Genomic DNA, 16,329 nt, shown 5'->3' on the forward strand with positions numbered 1-16,329 from the left:
CGATCAGCCCCGGGTCAGCTTCTTGTAGGTGGCGCGGTGCGGGCGCGCGGCGTCCGGTCCGAGCCGCTCGATCTTGTTCTTCTCGTACGACTCGAAGTTGCCCTCGAACCAGAACCACTTGGAGTCACCCTCGTAGGCGAGGATGTGCGTGGCGACGCGGTCCAGGAACCACCGGTCGTGGGAGACGACCACGGCCGCGCCCGGGAACTCCAGCAGCGCGTTCTCCAGCGAGCCGAGGGTCTCGACGTCGAGGTCGTTGGTCGGCTCGTCGAGGAGCAGCAGGTTGCCGCCCTGCTTGAGGGTGAGCGCGAGGTTGAGGCGGTTGCGCTCACCACCGGAGAGGACACCGGCGGGCTTCTGCTGGTCGGGGCCCTTGAAGCCGAAGGCGGACACGTACGCCCGGCTCGGCATCTCGACCTGCCCGACGTTGATGTAGTCGAGCTCATCGCTGACGACGGCCCAGAGGGACTTCTTCGGGTCGATGTTCTCGCGGCTCTGGTCGACGTAGGAGATCTTGACGGTCTCGCCGACCTTGATGGAGCCGGAGTCCGGGGTCTCCAGACCCTGGATCATCTTGAAGAGGGTGGTCTTGCCGGCGCCGTTTGGGCCGATGACACCGACGATGCCGTTGCGCGGCAGGGTGAAGCTCAGGTCGTCGATGAGGAGCTTGTCGCCGAAGCCCTTGCTGAGGTTGTTGACCTCGACGACGATGCTGCCCAGACGCGGACCCGGCGGGATCTGGATCTCCTCGAAGTCCAGCTTCCGCATCTTGTCGGCCTCGGCGGCCATCTCCTCGTAGCGCGCGAGACGGGCCTTGGACTTGGCCTGACGCCCCTTGGCGTTGGACCGCACCCACTCGAGCTCTTCCTTGAGCCTCTTCGCCCGCTTGGCGTCCTTCTGCCCCTCGACCTTGAGACGGGTCTGCTTGGTCTCGAGGTACTTGGAGTAATTGCCCTCGTAGCCGTGCAGGCGGCCGCGGTCGACCTCGCAGATCCAGCCGGCCACGTTGTCGAGGAAGTACCGGTCGTGGGTGACGGCCACGATGGTGCCGTCGTATTTGGCGAGGTGCTGCTCCAGCCAGTTCACCGACTCGGCGTCGAGATGGTTGGTGGGCTCGTCGAGCAGCAGCAGGTCGGGGGCCTCCAGCAGCAGCTTGCAGAGCGCGACGCGGCGCCTTTCACCACCGGAGAGGTTGGTGACGGGCCAGTCGCCCGGGGGGCACCCGAGGGCGTCCATGGCCTGCTCGAGCTGCGCGTCGAGGTCCCACGCGTTGGCGTGGTCGAGCTCCTCCTGCAGCTTGCCCATCTCGTCGAGCAGCGCGTCGGAGTAGTCGGTGGCCATCAGCTCGGCGATCTCGTTGAACCGGTCCAGCTTGCCCTTGACCTCGGCGACGCCCTCCTGGACGTTCTCCAGGACCGTCTTGTCCTCGCTGAGCGGCGGCTCCTGGAGCAGGATGCCCACGGTGTAGCCCGGCGACAGGAACGCGTCACCGTTCGACGGCTGCTCCAGCCCCGCCATGATCTTCAGGATGGTCGACTTACCGGCACCGTTCGGCCCGACCACACCGATCTTCGCGCCGGGCAGGAAGTTCAGCGAAACATCGTCAAGGATGACCTTGTCGCCGATTGCCTTGCGCGTCTTGCGCATGGTGTAGATGTACTCAGCCAAGAGAAACCGTCCGGCAGCTTGAAATCTGGCAGTGGGCAGATACACCCCATCTTGCCTGAGGTCCAGCCTTGGGTGGTAACCCATATGGCCGGGCGCCCGTGACCTGGGGCTTCGCCGGCCGGTGTCGGGGGTGATCAGGCTCCGGGGTGCTGGTGCGGCTGGGTGTGGGGGCGGCCGTCGGGGGTGGCTGTGGCCTGGGTCTGGAGCTGTTCGGCCTGTTCCTTGGTCACCTTCTGTTCCCTGCCGCAGAAGGTGCACTGCGTGGCGTACCTCGTCGAGATGGGGAACAGCGGCACGAAGAACAGCGTGAACTTCGTGACACGCTTCCTGAGCGTGTGCGCGGCAGGGTTGCCGCAGCCTCCGCACACCAGTGTGAGTATCGCGAGCTGGTACAGGTATCCCCTGGTGCCAAAGATGATCACGAGATCGGCCCTTCTCGGGTCGGTGTCCGCCGCCGGGTGGAAGACGCTGGACCGAGATCTTCTCGCAGATTCACCTCCTCGGCGCCATGGTGACTGTCAGTGGTCGCCGTTCGCCCTGGGCAGCCGCTGGGCCAACAGCAGGGCAGCTACGGCCGTCACCCCGACCACTCCCGCCGACCGGAAGGCACGGGAGGAACGCCAGGACAGCACCGACCACCGGGACTGCGCGGACAGCAGCGATCCCGTGCTCAGCCAGGACCCGGCCGAGATCAGCGACAGCGCCGAGCCGATCGACCCGACGGAGAGCGCGCTCCCGATCGACCCGACGGACAGGGCCGAGCCGACGGACCCGATGGACAGCACCGACCCCACCGAGCCGATCGACAGCACCGAGTCCTGCGACCACAGGGACAGCACCGACCCCGAGGAGGTGGGCGACCCGGGCGATACGGATGACTTCGTCATGAGGCCATCCTGCCCATCGATCGGGCCGGGCCGCACGCATGTGGCCCAACCCGTGTTGGAAGAGCGTGAGTTGGGGAGGCGTCCTTGCCCTCGGCGCCCACGCTTCCTCCGGGTCTCAGTCCTGCGTCGGTGCGTTCTTCTTTCCTACGAGGACCAGGGCCGCGCCGCCGATCACCACCAGGGCGATGGCGATGCCCGCGATCAGTGGGGTCGCGGTGGAGCCGCCGGTTGCGGCGAGGTTGGTGTCGTCCGCTGTGCCGCCCACCGTGGCGGGGCTCGGTTCGCTGAGGATCTGGGTCGCGTTGCCGGTCTCGGAGGCCTGGGTCCTGCAGTCGAGGATGCCGGTGAAGCGCTTCTGGAAGCCGGCGGGGCCCGTGATCGTGAAGTCGTAGGGCTGGTCTTCCTGCAGGGGGATCGTCACCGTGCGGGACTCGCCTGCCGGGATGCTGTGCTCGATGCCCATCAGCTCGAAGGTGAACGCCTCGTCGCCCTGGTTGGCAGCGGTGATGTCCACGCCCTCCTTGACGCAGTTCCGCGCGGCGGACAGGGCCGGTATGGCGCCCTTCTTCGCCCAGGTCGCACCCACCACCGCCGAGACCGTCGACTCGCTGGAGCCGGCCAGGATCTGCGTCTGGCTGCGGGTGTCGGAGGCGAAGGCGCGGCCCACGGGCACGGTGGTCGAGGCCTGCACGGTGAGCTCGGCCGAGCCGTCGGCCGCGTGCTCGGGCACGTCGAGGAAGACCTGGCTGCCGTCGACCGCGGAGGTGAGGGGCTTGCCGTCCTTGCCGACGATCCTCACCCCGGTGGTCGCCGCGTTCGCCGGTGGCGTCACGGTCACGCCGGTCGCGTTGGTGTGCACGGTCACCGGGCCGAGCAGCTCGCCGGGGTGGCCGGAGACGGCGGCCGGGTCCAGCGTCAGCGACGCCTGGGGCTCCGCCATGTCGACCGCGCTCTTCTGCAGGTAGTCCGCCAGCTTCTCGGCCTGCGGGTCGACGGCGTCGACGTCGGCGTGGTCCGAGTAGCGCCAGATGGCCACCTGGGTGCCGGCCGCCGCGTCCTGCTCGGTCAGGCCGCCCTGGACGCCCGCCTTCGCCGCGAGCGCCGCGAGGTCGTTGACCTGCGGGTAGGAGTTCTGCAGGATCCAGCGGATCCGGCCGGCGTTGTCGTTGGCGCCCAGCGAGGTGCCGCTCCAGGCGGTCTCGTGGTACTTGGCGTCCCGCTGGGTGGGGTTGTGGATGTCGACGCAGTACGTCTGCAGGGTGCCGCCGCCGTCGACGGACATCTCGAACAGGCCTGCCGAGACCTGCTGGTCGCCGGTCTTCTCGTGGATCACGGCGGTCCCGTAGGTCTTGAGGCCGCCTATGGTGGCGGTCGCCCCGCCCTGGCTCTGTGTCGTCTCCTCCGCGGTGGCCGTACCGGCTCCGGTGAGCATCCCGACAGCCACAAGACCGGACACCAGCGTCGCGGCGGCGAGACGGACGGCCCCTCGCCTGCGCGCGGACGGCGCAGAGAAAGAAGAAAACACCAAATTCCCCTTCGAGCAGGACCATTGACGTGGGGGGTGTGGTCCCACCAGCAGAATCAGAAGCCCCGAGAGCTATGCCGGGCATCCTATGGACGCGGCGCACCACGCTTGCCGGTCATACCGTCGGACAAGCGATCCGACTCGGAATCGTTATCGCCAGGACAGCCCATGAGCAGGGCTTATCGACAAATCCACCGGACCGTTCGGAACGCATTCGCCGATAAGCCGCAGTACGGTCAGCTCGGGGCACCGCCTGACATCACGTCACCGCAGCGGGCTCCGGCTCTCGTTGGGTTGAGTCAGTACCTGAACCGCCGGGCGATGTCTCCCAGTTGGGCTCGGGCTGCCGGGGCTCAGCAGCGGCCGGCTCGGGTTCCGGCCTGCCCGGCCGCCGGAAGGCCGAGGTCCCGCGCGTGAGGTCATGGCCGATCGCCACCGCCTCGAGGTCCGCCGAGGCCCAGTTCTGTCCCTCGCGCATGTCCGTGCGCACCTTGAGCCTGCCCTGCACGATGACGGGATCGCCCACGTCGAGCGAGGCGGTCACGTTCGTGGCCAACTGCCGCCTCGCCCACACCGTGAAGAAGTTGGTGTGGCCGTCGGTCCACTCGTTCTTCTCGCGGTCCAGATAGCGCGTGGTCACCGCGAGCCGGAAGCGCGCCGACGGCCCCGACGCCAGATCCCGGAACACCGGCTTGGTCGCCACGTTCCCCACGGCGCAGATGATCGTCTCGTTCATCACGACCCCCTCCCTCGCCCGGCCGCCGGGGCCGGGCGGACATGCCTACGGGCCCGTCCCGTACGGCTGCGTCTGCCGCGGTGACCGCGTCCCTCGCGATCACCGCACCGCCAGACTGCCTGTGCCGGGCCGAGCCCGCCGGACCCTGTGGACCGTCCCCCGCCTGTGGAAAACTCCGTCACCCGGACGAGTGAGTCCAGATGGACCCCGAAGAGTGATCATCTACAGAAAGGCTCACCGTCACCCTCCGGGAGCCAACGCCCCGTCCGGGTGTCGCCGCCTCGTCCAGGTGTCACCGCCCCGTCCGGGCGCCACCGCCCCGTCCGAATGTCACCGAGGCCCGTTCCCCACCCCCGTCACCCGCCCATACTGCTCCCGCACCTCCCGGTAGCGCAGCAGCTCCGCCGCCACCGGGTCCAGCACCCGGGCCCGGCCGCACCCGGCGGCCGCCTCCCGCAATCGCCTTTCCGCGTCGGTGCCGTAGCGCCGAGCCGGTCCGCGCGCCGCCATCCGGCAGCTCCACTCGACGATCGGGCCGCCGATGATGCCGGCCGCCATCAGCAGCACCGGCACCCCCAGGTTCGGCGCCATGAACCCGATGATCTGCCCCAGCAGCCACAACCCGCCCACGACTTGAAGGAGCGTCATGGAGACCTGGGCCATGACGGCCAGTGGCCACCAGCCCGGCCGCGGTGGCCGGCCCGGCGGCAGCCCCGCCCGTACCGCCAGGTCGTCGAGCGCCTCGGGCAGCCCGTGGGAGCCGCGTACGGCCGCCTCGCGCACCGCCTGGGCCCAGGGCGCGGGCAGCCCGGTCGCGGCCTGGTCGGCGAGCGTGCGTACCGCCTGCTCGACACGCTGGCGTGCCGTGACCTCCTCGTCCGTCTGGGTCGGCAACGGCACCCGCCCGGTGGTCGCCTCGGACCGGTCGCGGTACCACCGCCACAGCCGCAGCCAGGGCGTTCCGCAGGCGCGGTTGGCGTTGCGCAGCCAGGCGCGCTCGGCCGCCTCGCCGGCGGCGGAGGCTCCCACCGCGTCCGCGAGCCGGGCGGAGAACTCGTCCCGCGCCTCCTCGCTCAGGCCGGTCCGCCGCCGTGCCGCGTAGAGGGGCCGCAGCGACGCCGCGGCCGCGTCGAGATCAGCCGAAATTCGCCGTGCCGGAGCGCCGCGTTCCGCCACGAACTGCCCAAGTGCCTCGCGCAGTTCACCGACGCCGTCCCCGGTGAGCGCGGACAGCGCGAGCACGGTGGCACCGGGATCTCCGTACTCGCCCAGTGCGATCCCGTCCTCGTCGAGCAGCCGCCGCAGGTCGTCGAGAACCTGATGGGTGGCCTCGCCGGGCAGCCGGTCGGTCTGGTTGAGGACGACGAACATGACCTCCGCGTGTCCCGCCATGGGCCGCAGATAGCGCTCGTGCAGGACGGCGTCGGCGTACTTCTCGGGGTCGACGACCCAGATGACGGCGTCGACGAGGGCCAGCACCCGGTCCACCTGCTCACGGTGCTGTACGGCCGCGGAGTCGTGGTCGGGCAGGTCGACCAGCACCAGCCCGCGCAGTTGCGCCTCGGTCTCCGGGTTCTGCAGCGGGCGCCGCCGCAGCCGGGGCGGGATGCCGAGCCGCTCGATGAGGCTCGCCGCGCCGTCGCTCCAACTGCACGCGATGGGAGTCGCGGTGGTGGGCCGCCGTACGCCGGTCTCCGAAATGGGCACCCCGGCCAGGGCGTTGAACAGCTGCGACTTGCCGCTGCCCGTCGCGCCCGCGATGGCGACGACGGTGTGCTGCCCGGAGAGCCTGCGCCGCGCCGCCGCCTCGTCGAGCACCCGTCCGGCCTCGGCGAGCGTCTGGCCGTCGAGCCGGGTGCGGGAGAGCCCCACGAGTTCCCGCAGCGCGTCGAGCCGCGACCGCAGGGGGCGGTCGTAGGTGAGCGGGACCGCCGGCTGGACGCTGAGCGCCCGTGTCTCCACCACCGGGGCATGCTCGGACCCGGTGTTCTCCTCGGTGGCGCGCCGCGCGATCAGCCCGTCGTCCCAGGCGCTCGCGGTGTCGGCACGACGGGAGGTGCCGACGTCCACCACGCGCGCGTGGCCGCCTTTGTCACGTACGCCGGACTCCCGCCCGCCGGGCCCCTGCTTCGCCGCTCCGCCCCCTCCCGTCAGGCCCTTGGCGCTCTCTTCGGGGTGCTCGGCCCGGCCCGTGTGGTCCTCGTCTGTGACGGCAGTCACCGGTCACCTCTCCTTCTGCAGTACGGACAGCGCGGCGATGAGTTCGGCCTGGGGTTCGGGGTGGATCTCGAGGGCGTCGAGGGGGGCGAGGCGGCGCTCGCGTTCGGTGTTCATGACCCGGTCGAGGTGCTCGGTGAGCAGCCGCCCGCCCCGGTCGCGCAGCCGCAGCGCCCCGTGCGCGCCGATCCGCTCGGCGAGCCCTTCACCGGCCGGACGCGCCCGGCGGCCGCCCAGCAGCGCGGTGGTGACCAGGGCGGCGACGACCTCGGGGTCCGGCGCGACATTGCGGTCGAGGTCGCGGACCTCTTCCTCGGCGTACTCCTCGAGCTCGCGCCGCCATCGCCGTACGGCCATCCCGATGCGGTCCTCGGCGCTCTCCGAGGACGGCTCCTGTTCCGTCAGCTCCGGGGCGCTCGCCGCGGGTTCGCGCCGCCAGGCCTCCCGGATGCGCTCGTCGGCTGCCGTGACGGCGCACAGCAGGAGCGTGGCCAGGCTCTCCACGAGCGCGTCCAGGAGCTCTCCGGCGGAGCAGTCCAGGGGGAACGCGCGCCACCGCTTGAGGGCGTCTCCGGCGAGTACGGCGCCTGCCTGCAGCCGCGCCCGCACGCGCGCGTGCTCGCTGTCGTACGCGCCTTCGACGGCGTTGGTGAGCCGCAGGGCCGCCGCGTACTGGGCGGCGGAGGCACTGGCCAGTTCGGGCAGCCGGGTCCTGAGGGAGTCGAGCATCCCGTTCACGGTGCGTGCCATGGCCTGCTGCCGGGCGGCCGGGTCCTGCGCCAGGTGCACGAGCCAGGTCCGCAGCGAGGCCACGGCGGTGGCCGGCAGCAGCCCGCTTCCCCAGGCGGACTCGGGCAGTTCGGGCACGGTGAAGCGCGGTACGTCGCCGAGTCCGGCCTTGGTGAGCAGGGCGCCGTACTGCCGGGACACCTCGGAGACGACCTGGTGCGGCACGCGGTCGAGCACCGTCACGAGGGTGGCGTCGTACTCCTTCGCCGTACGCAGCAGATGCCAGGGCACGGCATCGGCGTAGCGGGCGGCTGTGGTGACCATCACCCAGATGTCGGCCGCGCAGACGAGTTCGGCGGCCAGGACGCGGTTGTCGGCGATGAGGGAGTCGATGTCGGGGGCGTCGAGGAGGGCGAGCCCGCGCGGCATCGTGTCGGCGGTCTCGACGCGCAGCACGCGCGCGGGGTCCTCCCCGGGGAGCAACAGGTCGTCCCCGGTGTCCTGATGGGGCACCCACACGCGCGTGAGGTCGGGCAGCACCCTCATCCCGCTGAACCAGTGATGGTCCTCCGGGTGGCACACCAGCACCGGGGTCCGCGTGGTCGGCCGCAGCACGCCCGCCTCACTGACCCGGCGCCCCACGAGGGAGTTGACGAGAGTCGACTTGCCGGCTCCTGTCGATCCGCCCACGACGGCCAGCAAGGGCGCTTCGGGCTCCCGCAGGCGGGGCACCAAGTAGTCGTCGAGCTGTGCGAGCAGTTCGTCGCGGTTGGCACGCGCGCGTGGAGCCCCGGCCAGGGGCAGCGGGAAGCGTGCGGCGGCGACACTGTCGCGCAGGGCGGAGAGTGCGTCGAGCAGCTGAGGCCGTACGTCCAAGGTCACCACATGCGGAGAATGCCCGATTTTAGGGGAATTCTGAAGCATATGAGCATGTCTGCGCGCCGACAGGACACAAGGGACGGAAGGGACGACTGGGACGCGGGCACAGTCCAGGCATAACGAGTGCACAACACCCGGTGCGCGAGGGCCCAAAAGCGATGCACGATTCGTACCTGCCTGCGATTATCAGGACCGCTTCACCGAACCTCCACATCGAGCCACGGAGGCGAAGCAACAGGGACAAGGACACGGGAGCCCTATCCTTGTCCCCGGCAACGTCACGGAACGGCCCACACCCGGGCACCCACGACAGAGGCCACACACCGGCCCCCGTAGCTCAGTGGATAGAGCAGGCGCCTTCTAAGCGCTTGGCCGCAGGTTCGAGTCCTGCCGGGGGCGCCCAGTCTCCGCCCTCCTTCGGGAGGGCGTTTTTGCTGTTCAGAGCGGCTTCCTCGGGCACGACAAAGCCCCGGGCGCTCCCCCAACGATCAAGGGAAGGCTCCGGGGCTGTCCGGCTGTCACCGGGTTCTTGCGGGTCGCCGTGTCGAATACGTCTCGAAGTTTTTGGCCGAAGATCAACCAGTGGCGGGCAGCTCGGGGAGGTCTCCGGCGGCTTTCACCGGCTTCTTCCAGTCAGGAAGTTGCCCTCGACACACCGGGATGGTGGTGGGTTGAGGGGACCGTTCGACCTAGATCGTCGGGTAGTCGAGCACGTTGCCGTTCGGGCAGTTGTTGGCGTGGACGGGAACGAAGTCGGTCAGAATCGGCAGCACCGACACCTCTGCCCCTTCCAGCCCGCAGACGGATCCCGGCGCGAAGGTCCAGTGGGGGGTCGACTTGTTGTCCGCGTGAGCAGGAACTGCCATGGCGACAGCAGCCACGGCCAGCGTGGCGGTCATGATGATCTTTCGCATGTTCGCTCCAACGACCATGCCCATCACCGGACACGGCTCACCATGGGCGTGTCCCCCACGTGCCGGAACCAGAGGCCGGGCGTCCGGTCTCCGCTGGTCAGTGTGGGCTTCCCAGCGCCATGACCGCTTTTCCTGAGACGCGGGGCCCGCGGAGGGCCTCGGCGGCCTCGTCGAAGCGGTCCCAGGAGCCCTGCCAGCCGATCTCGACCCTGAGGAACCCCTCAGCGGCCATGCCGGCGAGAACGGCCAGGTCCGCGCCGGCATGGCCCTCGATGACGAAGGAGTTCAGCGACTTGGCCGGGCCGACGGTCGCATACGGCGGAAAGACGGCCGGCTCCCCGGAGGTCCAGCCGACGCTCTGCACGCTGCCCCCGGGAGCGAGCAGGTTCCATGCCGCGACGAGTTGAGAGCCGCCCACGCTGTCGATGACCGCGTCGACCGGTCGATCGAGCCCCTCCAGCCCGATCAGCACCTCGTCGGCGCCGGCCTCGGTCAGCCCCTCTCCGCGGGCCGCCGAGCCCACCGACGCGATCACATGGGCGCCGGCCCGCGCCGCCAGCTGGACAGCGAACCGGCCGACCCCGCCGGAGGCCCCGGTGACCAGCACCCGCTTGTCCGGTCCGAGCCCCGCGGCCCGCAGCGCGCGCAGTGCCGCCACTCCGGCCACCGGCAGAGCGGCCGCCCGTGCCGGCTCCAGGCCCTTCGGTATTTCAGCGAGTGCGTCCACGTCGATCGCCACGCGCTCGGCGAACGCCCCCGCGGTCAGCGCCACGACCTGGGTGCCCACCGCCGGGCCCGTTCCGTCGGCCGCGGCCTGAACGACCACTCCGGCGGCGTCCGAACCGAGCACCGCGCCCACGGGGACGCGCCCCGAGCGGGCGTCGTTGAGGTCGCCGTGGTTCAACGAGGCGTGGGAGACATCCACCAGGACCTGGCCCGGTCCGGGCACGGGGTCGGGCACCTCGGCGAGGCGGACGGCCGCGGATGCGGACGGATCGACGACGAGAGCACGAACAGGCATGTCTTCCCCCCTGGTTCACGACTTGTTACAGCAGTCAAGCGGCACCGGTCCGCCATCGCCGAGGCCCGCGCCGTCTATGACACCGCGGCGGAGCAGAGATCCGACACCGGCTGAACGGGCCGCACGGCGACGAACCGCTCATCCGGCGAGGGGCTCGGTCACGGCGCCGAGTCCTTCCTGCCGCTCGCCGCCGCGTACGCCTGGGACGGTGTCATCGGCACGCCGTTGATCTGCACCGTCTTGTAGGGGCTGACCTTCGCGCAGGTCTTGGCCTTGTCGGCGGTCTGGGCGTGGGCGTCGGCCACCGCGGCGTGCGTGTCGGCGGGGGCGGCCGACGAACCGCCCGAGGAGCCGTACGCGGTGCCGCTCGGCCAGTCGCTGCCGATGACGAGGACCACGCCGCTGCCGCTGCCCTGGGTGAGGTGCGAGGCGGGCAGTCCGAGGGCGGAGGCCGCCGTCTGGGCCTCGGCCTTCTGCCCGGGGCCGTAGGTGATCGTCGTCCTCGACGACTGCGCGGGGGCGTTGCCCGTGGTGGTGTTCGAGCTGAAGCCCTTGGCGAGGAGGGCCTGCGCGACGGCGGAGGCGCGTCCGCCGGTGGTGGTGCCGTTCTCGACCTGTACGGCGACCTCGGAGGCCGGCACGGTGGCCGCCGCCGACGCGGACGGGGACGCCGAGGACGTCTTCTTCTTGCCGCTGTCCGAGGTCAGGGACTGGTCGTTCGCGATGGTCGCGAACAGCGACTTCGCGGAGGCCGCGGGGACGACCCGGTTGGCGTTGGTCGGGTCGGCCGCGGTCTGCATCGTGGTGAACGTCATCCGCTTGGACGGGACCTTGTTCAGATCGGTCGCCAGGTCCACCAGCCTGGTGACGCTGCCCAGGCCGGTGTCCACGGTCAGCGCCTTGGTGGCGGCGTCCGCCAGCGAGTACACCTTGGCCGGGTCCGTCAGGGTCCCCGCGCTCTTGAACTTGCGGATCATGGCACTGAGGAAGAGGTGCTGGGAGACGGTACGGCCCAGGTCGCTGCCGTCGCCGAAGCCGTGCCGGGAGCGGACGAACTCCAGCGCCGCATCGCCCTGGAGGGTGTGGGTGCCCTTGGCCAGCTTCAGATGGGAGTAGGTGTCGTAGACGTTGTCGCTGACGCACACCGACACACCGCCGACCGCGTCGGACATCTTCACCACGCCGGAGAAGTCGAGCATCACGAAGTGGTCGATGGTGATGCCGGTGAGCTGGTGAATGGTTTTGACCTGGCAGGCCGCGCCGTACTGCAGCGCGCTGTTGATCTGCCCGTAGTAGCCGGACGTCGCCTGACCGCTGTCCGGGTCCTTGCACGCGGGGACATTGGTCATGGTGTCGCGCGGGACGCTCATCACGGTGGCGTTGGAGCGGTCGGCGGAGACGTGCACCACCATCTCCACGTCCGCGTTGTGCCCGACGGTCGAACTCGCCGAGCCGCAGCCGCCGCCCAGTTTGCAGTCGGCCGCGTTGTTACGGCCGTCGGAGCCGATCACCAGGATGTTGATCGGGGTCCGCCCGAAGGCGTCGGCCTTCTCTTTCCCGCCGGCGCCGTCGTCGATCGCGACGCTCTTGATGTTGCCGTTCAGGTGCTCGTACAGCCAGGCACCGGCTCCGGCGGTGACCAGGATCAGCACCGCCACCGTGAACAGGGCTATGCGGGCGATCCTTCTGCGCCGGACGACGGGCTTGGCCCGGCGGCCCGAGCCGCGCCCCCGGGAGCGCGCAGCCTGCCGGGTGGCCGCCCGGCCCCCCTGCGGCGGGCGGGACATGCCGTCATCCGACTCGCGCTGACGGGGAACGCTTGCTGAACGATCTCGGGTGGCCGCATGGCCACGGTTTCCGCCCCAGGGGTCGCTCAACTCCCACTCCCTACGCTGTGGCCGACGCCAACCGACGGCGCCACGGCGCATCCCTCGGGTTGGTTGATTGCGCAATATAGCAAGCGTTATCCCGTTCGCAGGTGGGCTGCGTCACACCTCCCACCTGCACCGGGCCGGTACGCCGTACCGGCTCAGCGAACCGTGCTGCCCTCGGAGACCGGACGGGCCGATGCCGTATCGCCCGGGAAGGACTGGACGACACGGACGGCCGTCGCGCCGGACGGGAACGCGGGCTCGGACCGGCGCTGGGCGGCGGGTGCCGGGGCGGCGCCGTCCTCCTTCATCGCCTTCGCCTCGCTCTTGAGGATGCGCATGGACTTGCCGAGCCCGCGGGCGGCCTCGGGCAGCCTCTTGGAACCGAACAGCACGATGATGACGATCGCCAGGACCAGCAGGTGCCAGGGTTCCAGTCCGTTGCGGAGCATCCCGCCCACCCCTTCTCACTTCTCGCATGGTTGCTGCGTTGCGCAACTGTACAACCAAGGTGCCCTTCCGACAGCCATCAGTCCGACGGTGTACAGCGCGAGAACGGCGGCCAGCAGCAGGTAGTAGAGGAGCGGCAGCGGGGTCAGCCCGAGCAGCGAGCCGAGCGGGGAGACCGGCAGCAGCAGCCCTACGGCGGCCAGCGCGCCCGCCGCCCAGCCGATCGGCCCGGGTCCCCGACCCGCCGCGAGGCGCCCCGTGCGCAGCAGCACCATCACCAGGGCCTGGGTGAGCAGGTTCTCGGTGAACCAGCCGGAGTGGAACACGGCCTGGTCGTCCAGCCCCTCGGGCCCGTGCAGGGCGAGTTCCAGCACGCCGAAGGTGGCCAGGTCGGCCACCGCGTTGAGGACGCCGAAGCCGATGATGAAGCGCAGCAGGTCGCGAGGGCGCAGCAGCGTCGGACGGCGCAGCACGGAGGGATGCGGCCGGTCGTGCGCGAAGGCCAGCTGGGCCGCGTCGAAGCACAGGTTCTGCGCCAGCACCTGGGCCGGCAGCATCGGCAGGAAGGGCAGCAGGAGGCCCGCCGCGAGCATGGCGATGACGTTGCCGAGGTTGGAGGAGAGGGTGATGCGCAGATAGGTGGCGATGTTGCCGCCCGAGTACCGTCCGGCCGCGATGCTGTGGTCGATCGCGGTGAGGTCCTTGTCGGCCAGGACCACGTCGGCGCTGTCCCGGACGACGGCCACCGCGTCGCGCGGTGCGATGCCGACGTCGGCCGCGCGCAGGGCGGGCAGGTCGTTGACCCCGTCGCCGAGGTAGCCTACGGTGTGTCCGCCGGCTCGCAGGGCGGCGGCGAAGCGGGCCTTGTGCTCGGGGGTGCAGCGGGCGATGACGACGGTTCGGGCGGCGGCCGCGGCGAGTTCGGCGTCGGTGAGCGAGTCGATGCCGTCGGCGGTGAGGACTCCGTCCTGCGGTACGGCGATGCCCAGGTCGCGGCAGGCGCGGACGGCGGTGCCCGGGTGGTCGCCGGTGAGGATCCGTACGGTGACGCCCCGGTCGGCGAGGACCTTCAGCGCGTCGCCGGCGGTCGGGGCGAGCGCGTCCTTGAAGGTGACGAAGCCCCGGAAGTCAAGGCCGCGTTCGTCGGCGGCCGTGTACTCGCGGGTGCGGGCGGGGCGGTCGGCGGTGGCGACGGCCAGCACCCGCAGCCCGTCGTCCGCGTGCCGCGCCGCGAGCGCGAGCAGTTCCCCGCGCTCGTCGTCCTCCAGTACGCAACGCTCCAGGACGCCCTCGGCGGCCCCCTTGACGACCAGGGTGTGCGTGCCCAGCCGCCCCGGTCTGCCCACGACGGCGGTCGCAAGGCGCCGCAGCGGATCGAACGGAAGGGCGGCCACCCCGTCGTACGCCATGACGTCGTCCTCGTCGGCCGCGTCCAGGACCGCGTCGTCGAGGGCGTCCGGGGCGGGCAGATCGGCGAGCTGCAGGGTCCACCAGGCGTTCACCGCGGCCCAGCGCAGCACCTCGGGGTCCTCCCGGCCGTCCGGGGCGAGGGCCCGGTGGAGGACCGGCCGGTCCCGGGTGAGCGTGCCGGTCTTGTCGAGGCACAGCACGTCGACGGCGCCGAGGTCGTGCAGCGCGGGCAGCCGTTTGACGATCACCCCGTGGCTGCGGGCCAGCAGCGAGGCGCCGCGGGCCAGGCACATGGTGACGATGACCGGCAGCATCTCCGGCGTCAGCCCGACCGCCACGGCCACGGCGAACGGCAGCGTCTCCAGACCGCGGTCGCGCAGCGCGGCATTGGCCATCAGGACCAGCGGCGGGGTCAGCAGCATGAACCGGATGAGGATCCAGGAGATGCCGTGCACGGACCGGTCGAAGGCGCTCGCCTCGGGCCGGGCGTCGCCGCGGCCGTGCGCCGCGGCGAACCGGGTGCGCGCACCGGTCGCCACGACGACCGCGGTGGCGCTGCCGGAGGCGACACTGCTGCCCTGGAAGCAGAGCTCGGGCCGGTCGAACGGACCACCGCCCGCCCCGTCGGCGGCGTCTTTCGCCACCGGGGCCGACTCGCCCGTGAGCACGGCCTGATGCACGGTCAGGCCCTGCGCGCGCAGCAGTCGTACGTCGGCGGGGACCAGGTCGCCGGGGCCGAGCCGGATCACATCTCCCGGCACCAGCTCGTCCACCGGGATCTCCCGGGCGTCCGGCGGCAGGTCCTCCCCGGCGCGGCGCAGGACGGTGGCGGTGGTGGCGACCAGACCGCGCAGCGCGGCCATGGACCGGCCGGCCCGGTACTCCCCGGACGCCCGCAGCACACAGCTCACGGCGACCAGCAGGAGGATCACACAGGCGGTGCCCCAGGAGGCGACGGCCGCCGACACCAGCCCGAGGCACAGCAGCACGGCGGTGAACGGATCGCGCAGACTGCGCAGCAACGCCCGTGGCCAGGAGGCCTCCCGGTGCGTCGGCAGCGTGTTGGGCCCGAAGCGGGCCTGACGCTCCTCGGCCTGCGCCTCCGTCAGACCGCGCGGCCCGCTGCCCAGGCGCCGCAGGGTCTGCAGCAGCGTCGCAGGGCCCGGCCCCGATCCCGCATCGGCGACCGGTCCCGGCCCTCCCGCGGAATCGAGCGCCCCGGAGTCCGGTTCCGGGGCCGCGGTGGTGTCAGCCACCGGCCCCGTGCAGCGCGTGCACGGAAGCGGACGCCCCGTCGGCACGCGCGGCCAGCTGTCCCACCATCACCCGGACCACGGTCACCACGTCGGGATCGTCGACGAAGTAGATCTGCCGCCGCCCCTCCCGCCGGGACCGCACGAGCCCCGCGAGCTTCAGCTTCGCCAGGTGCTGGCTGACCGCGGGCAGGGCCCCGCCCACCCGGTCGGCGAGGTGGGTGACATCGCTCTCGCCCTGCGCCAGCGCCCACACGAGGTGCAACCGGGCCGAGGAGGCCAGCAGTCCGAAGGCGGCGGCCGCCTCGGCCAGTACCTCGGCGGACGGATCGTCGAAGCCCCCGATGTCTGCCGCCACAGTCCTCTCCCGTCCAGCCCTGGTCGTCACGCTCGGTCCAGTCTAGGTGTCCGGCTGTGCCCGGACCTCCGTCTCGGCGCCCCCTGCCGTCGCGTCGTCCGGCTCGGACCGGCCGCGGGCCGCCATCAGGAACCAGGCGACGTCACCGACCGCCGTCCCGGCGGCCACGGCCCCGGCGACCAGCCCCGCCGTGATCAGCCCCTGGCCGACGTAGGGCCGGCCGGCGAAGGCGCCCACGCCGAACCCGAGGAACAGGAAAAGGGCCGCGGCAACGGCCGGTACCCCGGTCACGAGCATCGCCCGTACACACACGAACCGCATGTATCTCCCCCGATGGATGGACGCCTGCGGCATGGAGTGGCGAGTGTAATGGTTCTCGGCTTGCGCAATCCTTAAAGGCTTCTTGATCTA

At 71.1% G+C, this 16,329-nt stretch carries 14 protein-coding genes and 1 tRNA gene; 1 reads left to right on the plus strand and 14 read right to left on the minus strand.

Annotation, left to right across the window (positions count from 1 at the left end; all coding sequences use genetic code 11):
- Positions 1–3 precede the first annotated feature (3 nt).
- From ettA to ABT254_RS26565, 7 genes are all read right to left on the minus strand, one after another.
- Positions 4–1,668, minus strand: coding sequence for an energy-dependent translational throttle protein EttA (ettA, locus tag ABT254_RS26535; RefSeq protein ID WP_351474869.1), 1,665 nt, complete (start codon positions 1,666–1,668; stop codon positions 4–6).
- A 134-nt stretch (positions 1,669–1,802) separates the two neighbouring features.
- Positions 1,803–2,090, minus strand: a complete 288-nt coding sequence (locus ABT254_RS26540; RefSeq protein WP_351474871.1) for a zinc-ribbon domain-containing protein — start codon at positions 2,088–2,090, stop codon at positions 1,803–1,805.
- A gap of 96 nt (positions 2,091–2,186) precedes the next feature.
- The gene (locus ABT254_RS26545; RefSeq protein ID WP_351474873.1) at positions 2,187–2,555 is read right to left on the minus strand and encodes a hypothetical protein; all 369 of its coding nucleotides are present in this window, start codon (positions 2,553–2,555) and stop codon (positions 2,187–2,189) included.
- Positions 2,556–2,670: 115 nt separating this feature from the next.
- Positions 2,671–4,080 carry a Cys-Gln thioester bond-forming surface protein gene (locus ABT254_RS26550; protein ID WP_351474876.1) on the minus strand — a complete coding sequence of 470 codons (1,410 nt, stop codon included), beginning with the start codon at positions 4,078–4,080 and terminating at the stop codon, positions 2,671–2,673.
- Between the two features lie 259 nt (positions 4,081–4,339).
- Positions 4,340–4,816: a single-stranded DNA-binding protein gene (locus tag ABT254_RS26555; protein WP_351474879.1), complete on the minus strand. Its 477-nt coding sequence runs from the start codon at positions 4,814–4,816 to the stop codon at positions 4,340–4,342.
- 330 nt (positions 4,817–5,146) lie between these two features.
- Positions 5,147–7,036, minus strand: coding sequence for a GTPase (locus ABT254_RS26560; RefSeq protein WP_351474882.1), 1,890 nt, complete (start codon positions 7,034–7,036; stop codon positions 5,147–5,149).
- A gap of 3 nt (positions 7,037–7,039) precedes the next feature.
- On the minus strand, positions 7,040–8,647 hold the full coding sequence (locus ABT254_RS26565; RefSeq protein ID WP_351474884.1) for a dynamin family protein: 1,608 nt from the start codon (positions 8,645–8,647) through the stop codon (positions 7,040–7,042).
- A gap of 320 nt (positions 8,648–8,967) precedes the next feature.
- On the opposite strand from ABT254_RS26565, the gene ABT254_RS26570 reads away from it, so the two are divergent.
- Positions 8,968–9,040: transfer RNA gene (locus ABT254_RS26570), tRNA-Arg, on the plus strand.
- A 290-nt stretch (positions 9,041–9,330) separates the two neighbouring features.
- On the opposite strand, the gene ABT254_RS26575 is transcribed toward ABT254_RS26570, so the two are convergent.
- The 7 genes from ABT254_RS26575 to ABT254_RS26605 all read right to left on the minus strand — a co-directional run bounded on the left by ABT254_RS26575 (position 9,331) and on the right by ABT254_RS26605 (position 16,239).
- Positions 9,331–9,555, minus strand: a complete 225-nt coding sequence (locus ABT254_RS26575; RefSeq protein ID WP_351474887.1) for a hypothetical protein — start codon at positions 9,553–9,555, stop codon at positions 9,331–9,333.
- A 97-nt stretch (positions 9,556–9,652) separates the two neighbouring features.
- Positions 9,653–10,576 (minus strand): zinc-binding dehydrogenase, encoded by a 924-nt coding sequence (locus ABT254_RS26580; protein ID WP_351474890.1) that lies wholly within the window; start codon positions 10,574–10,576, stop codon positions 9,653–9,655.
- Between the two features lie 158 nt (positions 10,577–10,734).
- The gene (locus ABT254_RS26585; RefSeq protein ID WP_351474893.1) at positions 10,735–12,363 is read right to left on the minus strand and encodes an LCP family protein; all 1,629 of its coding nucleotides are present in this window, start codon (positions 12,361–12,363) and stop codon (positions 10,735–10,737) included.
- Positions 12,364–12,605: 242 nt separating this feature from the next.
- Complete coding sequence (gene tatA / locus ABT254_RS26590) at positions 12,606–12,899, minus strand: Sec-independent protein translocase subunit TatA (protein ID WP_351474896.1); 294 nt, start codon at positions 12,897–12,899, stop codon at positions 12,606–12,608.
- A 15-nt stretch (positions 12,900–12,914) separates the two neighbouring features.
- A complete protein-coding gene (gene mgtA, locus ABT254_RS26595) occupies positions 12,915–15,563 on the minus strand; it encodes a magnesium-translocating P-type ATPase (protein ID WP_351474899.1) in 2,649 nt (882 codons plus the stop codon).
- Positions 15,556–15,918: an ArsR/SmtB family transcription factor gene (locus ABT254_RS26600; RefSeq protein ID WP_351474902.1), complete on the minus strand. Its 363-nt coding sequence runs from the start codon at positions 15,916–15,918 to the stop codon at positions 15,556–15,558. The genes mgtA and ABT254_RS26600 overlap by 8 nt, the downstream gene beginning before the upstream one ends.
- A 42-nt stretch (positions 15,919–15,960) precedes the next feature.
- On the minus strand, positions 15,961–16,239 hold the full coding sequence (locus ABT254_RS26605) for a hypothetical protein (RefSeq protein ID WP_351474905.1): 279 nt from the start codon (positions 16,237–16,239) through the stop codon (positions 15,961–15,963).
- Between the last annotated feature and the right edge of the window lie 90 nt (positions 16,240–16,329).

The organism is Streptomyces sp. NPDC001137 (genome assembly GCF_040298885.1).
Taxonomy (GTDB): Bacteria; Actinomycetota; Actinomycetes; order Streptomycetales; family Streptomycetaceae; genus Streptomyces.

What these genes read in the sequence shown, in the direction of transcription:
- ABT254_RS26575 (WP_351474887.1), bottom strand. Translation starts at nt 9,555, where the DNA reads ATGCGAAAGATCATCATGACCGCCACGCTGGCCGTGGCTGCTGTCGCC.
- ABT254_RS26545 (WP_351474873.1), bottom strand. Translation starts at nt 2,555, where the DNA reads ATGACGAAGTCATCCGTATCGCCCGGGTCGCCCACCTCCTCGGGGTCG.
- ABT254_RS26580 (WP_351474890.1), bottom strand. Translation starts at nt 10,576, where the DNA reads ATGCCTGTTCGTGCTCTCGTCGTCGATCCGTCCGCATCCGCGGCCGTC.
- tatA (WP_351474896.1), bottom strand. Translation starts at nt 12,899, where the DNA reads ATGCTCCGCAACGGACTGGAACCCTGGCACCTGCTGGTCCTGGCGATC.
- ABT254_RS26555 (WP_351474879.1), bottom strand. Translation starts at nt 4,816, where the DNA reads ATGAACGAGACGATCATCTGCGCCGTGGGGAACGTGGCGACCAAGCCG.
- ABT254_RS26605 (WP_351474905.1), bottom strand. Translation starts at nt 16,239, where the DNA reads ATGCGGTTCGTGTGTGTACGGGCGATGCTCGTGACCGGGGTACCGGCC.
- ABT254_RS26585 (WP_351474893.1), bottom strand. Translation starts at nt 12,363, where the DNA reads ATGTCCCGCCCGCCGCAGGGGGGCCGGGCGGCCACCCGGCAGGCTGCG.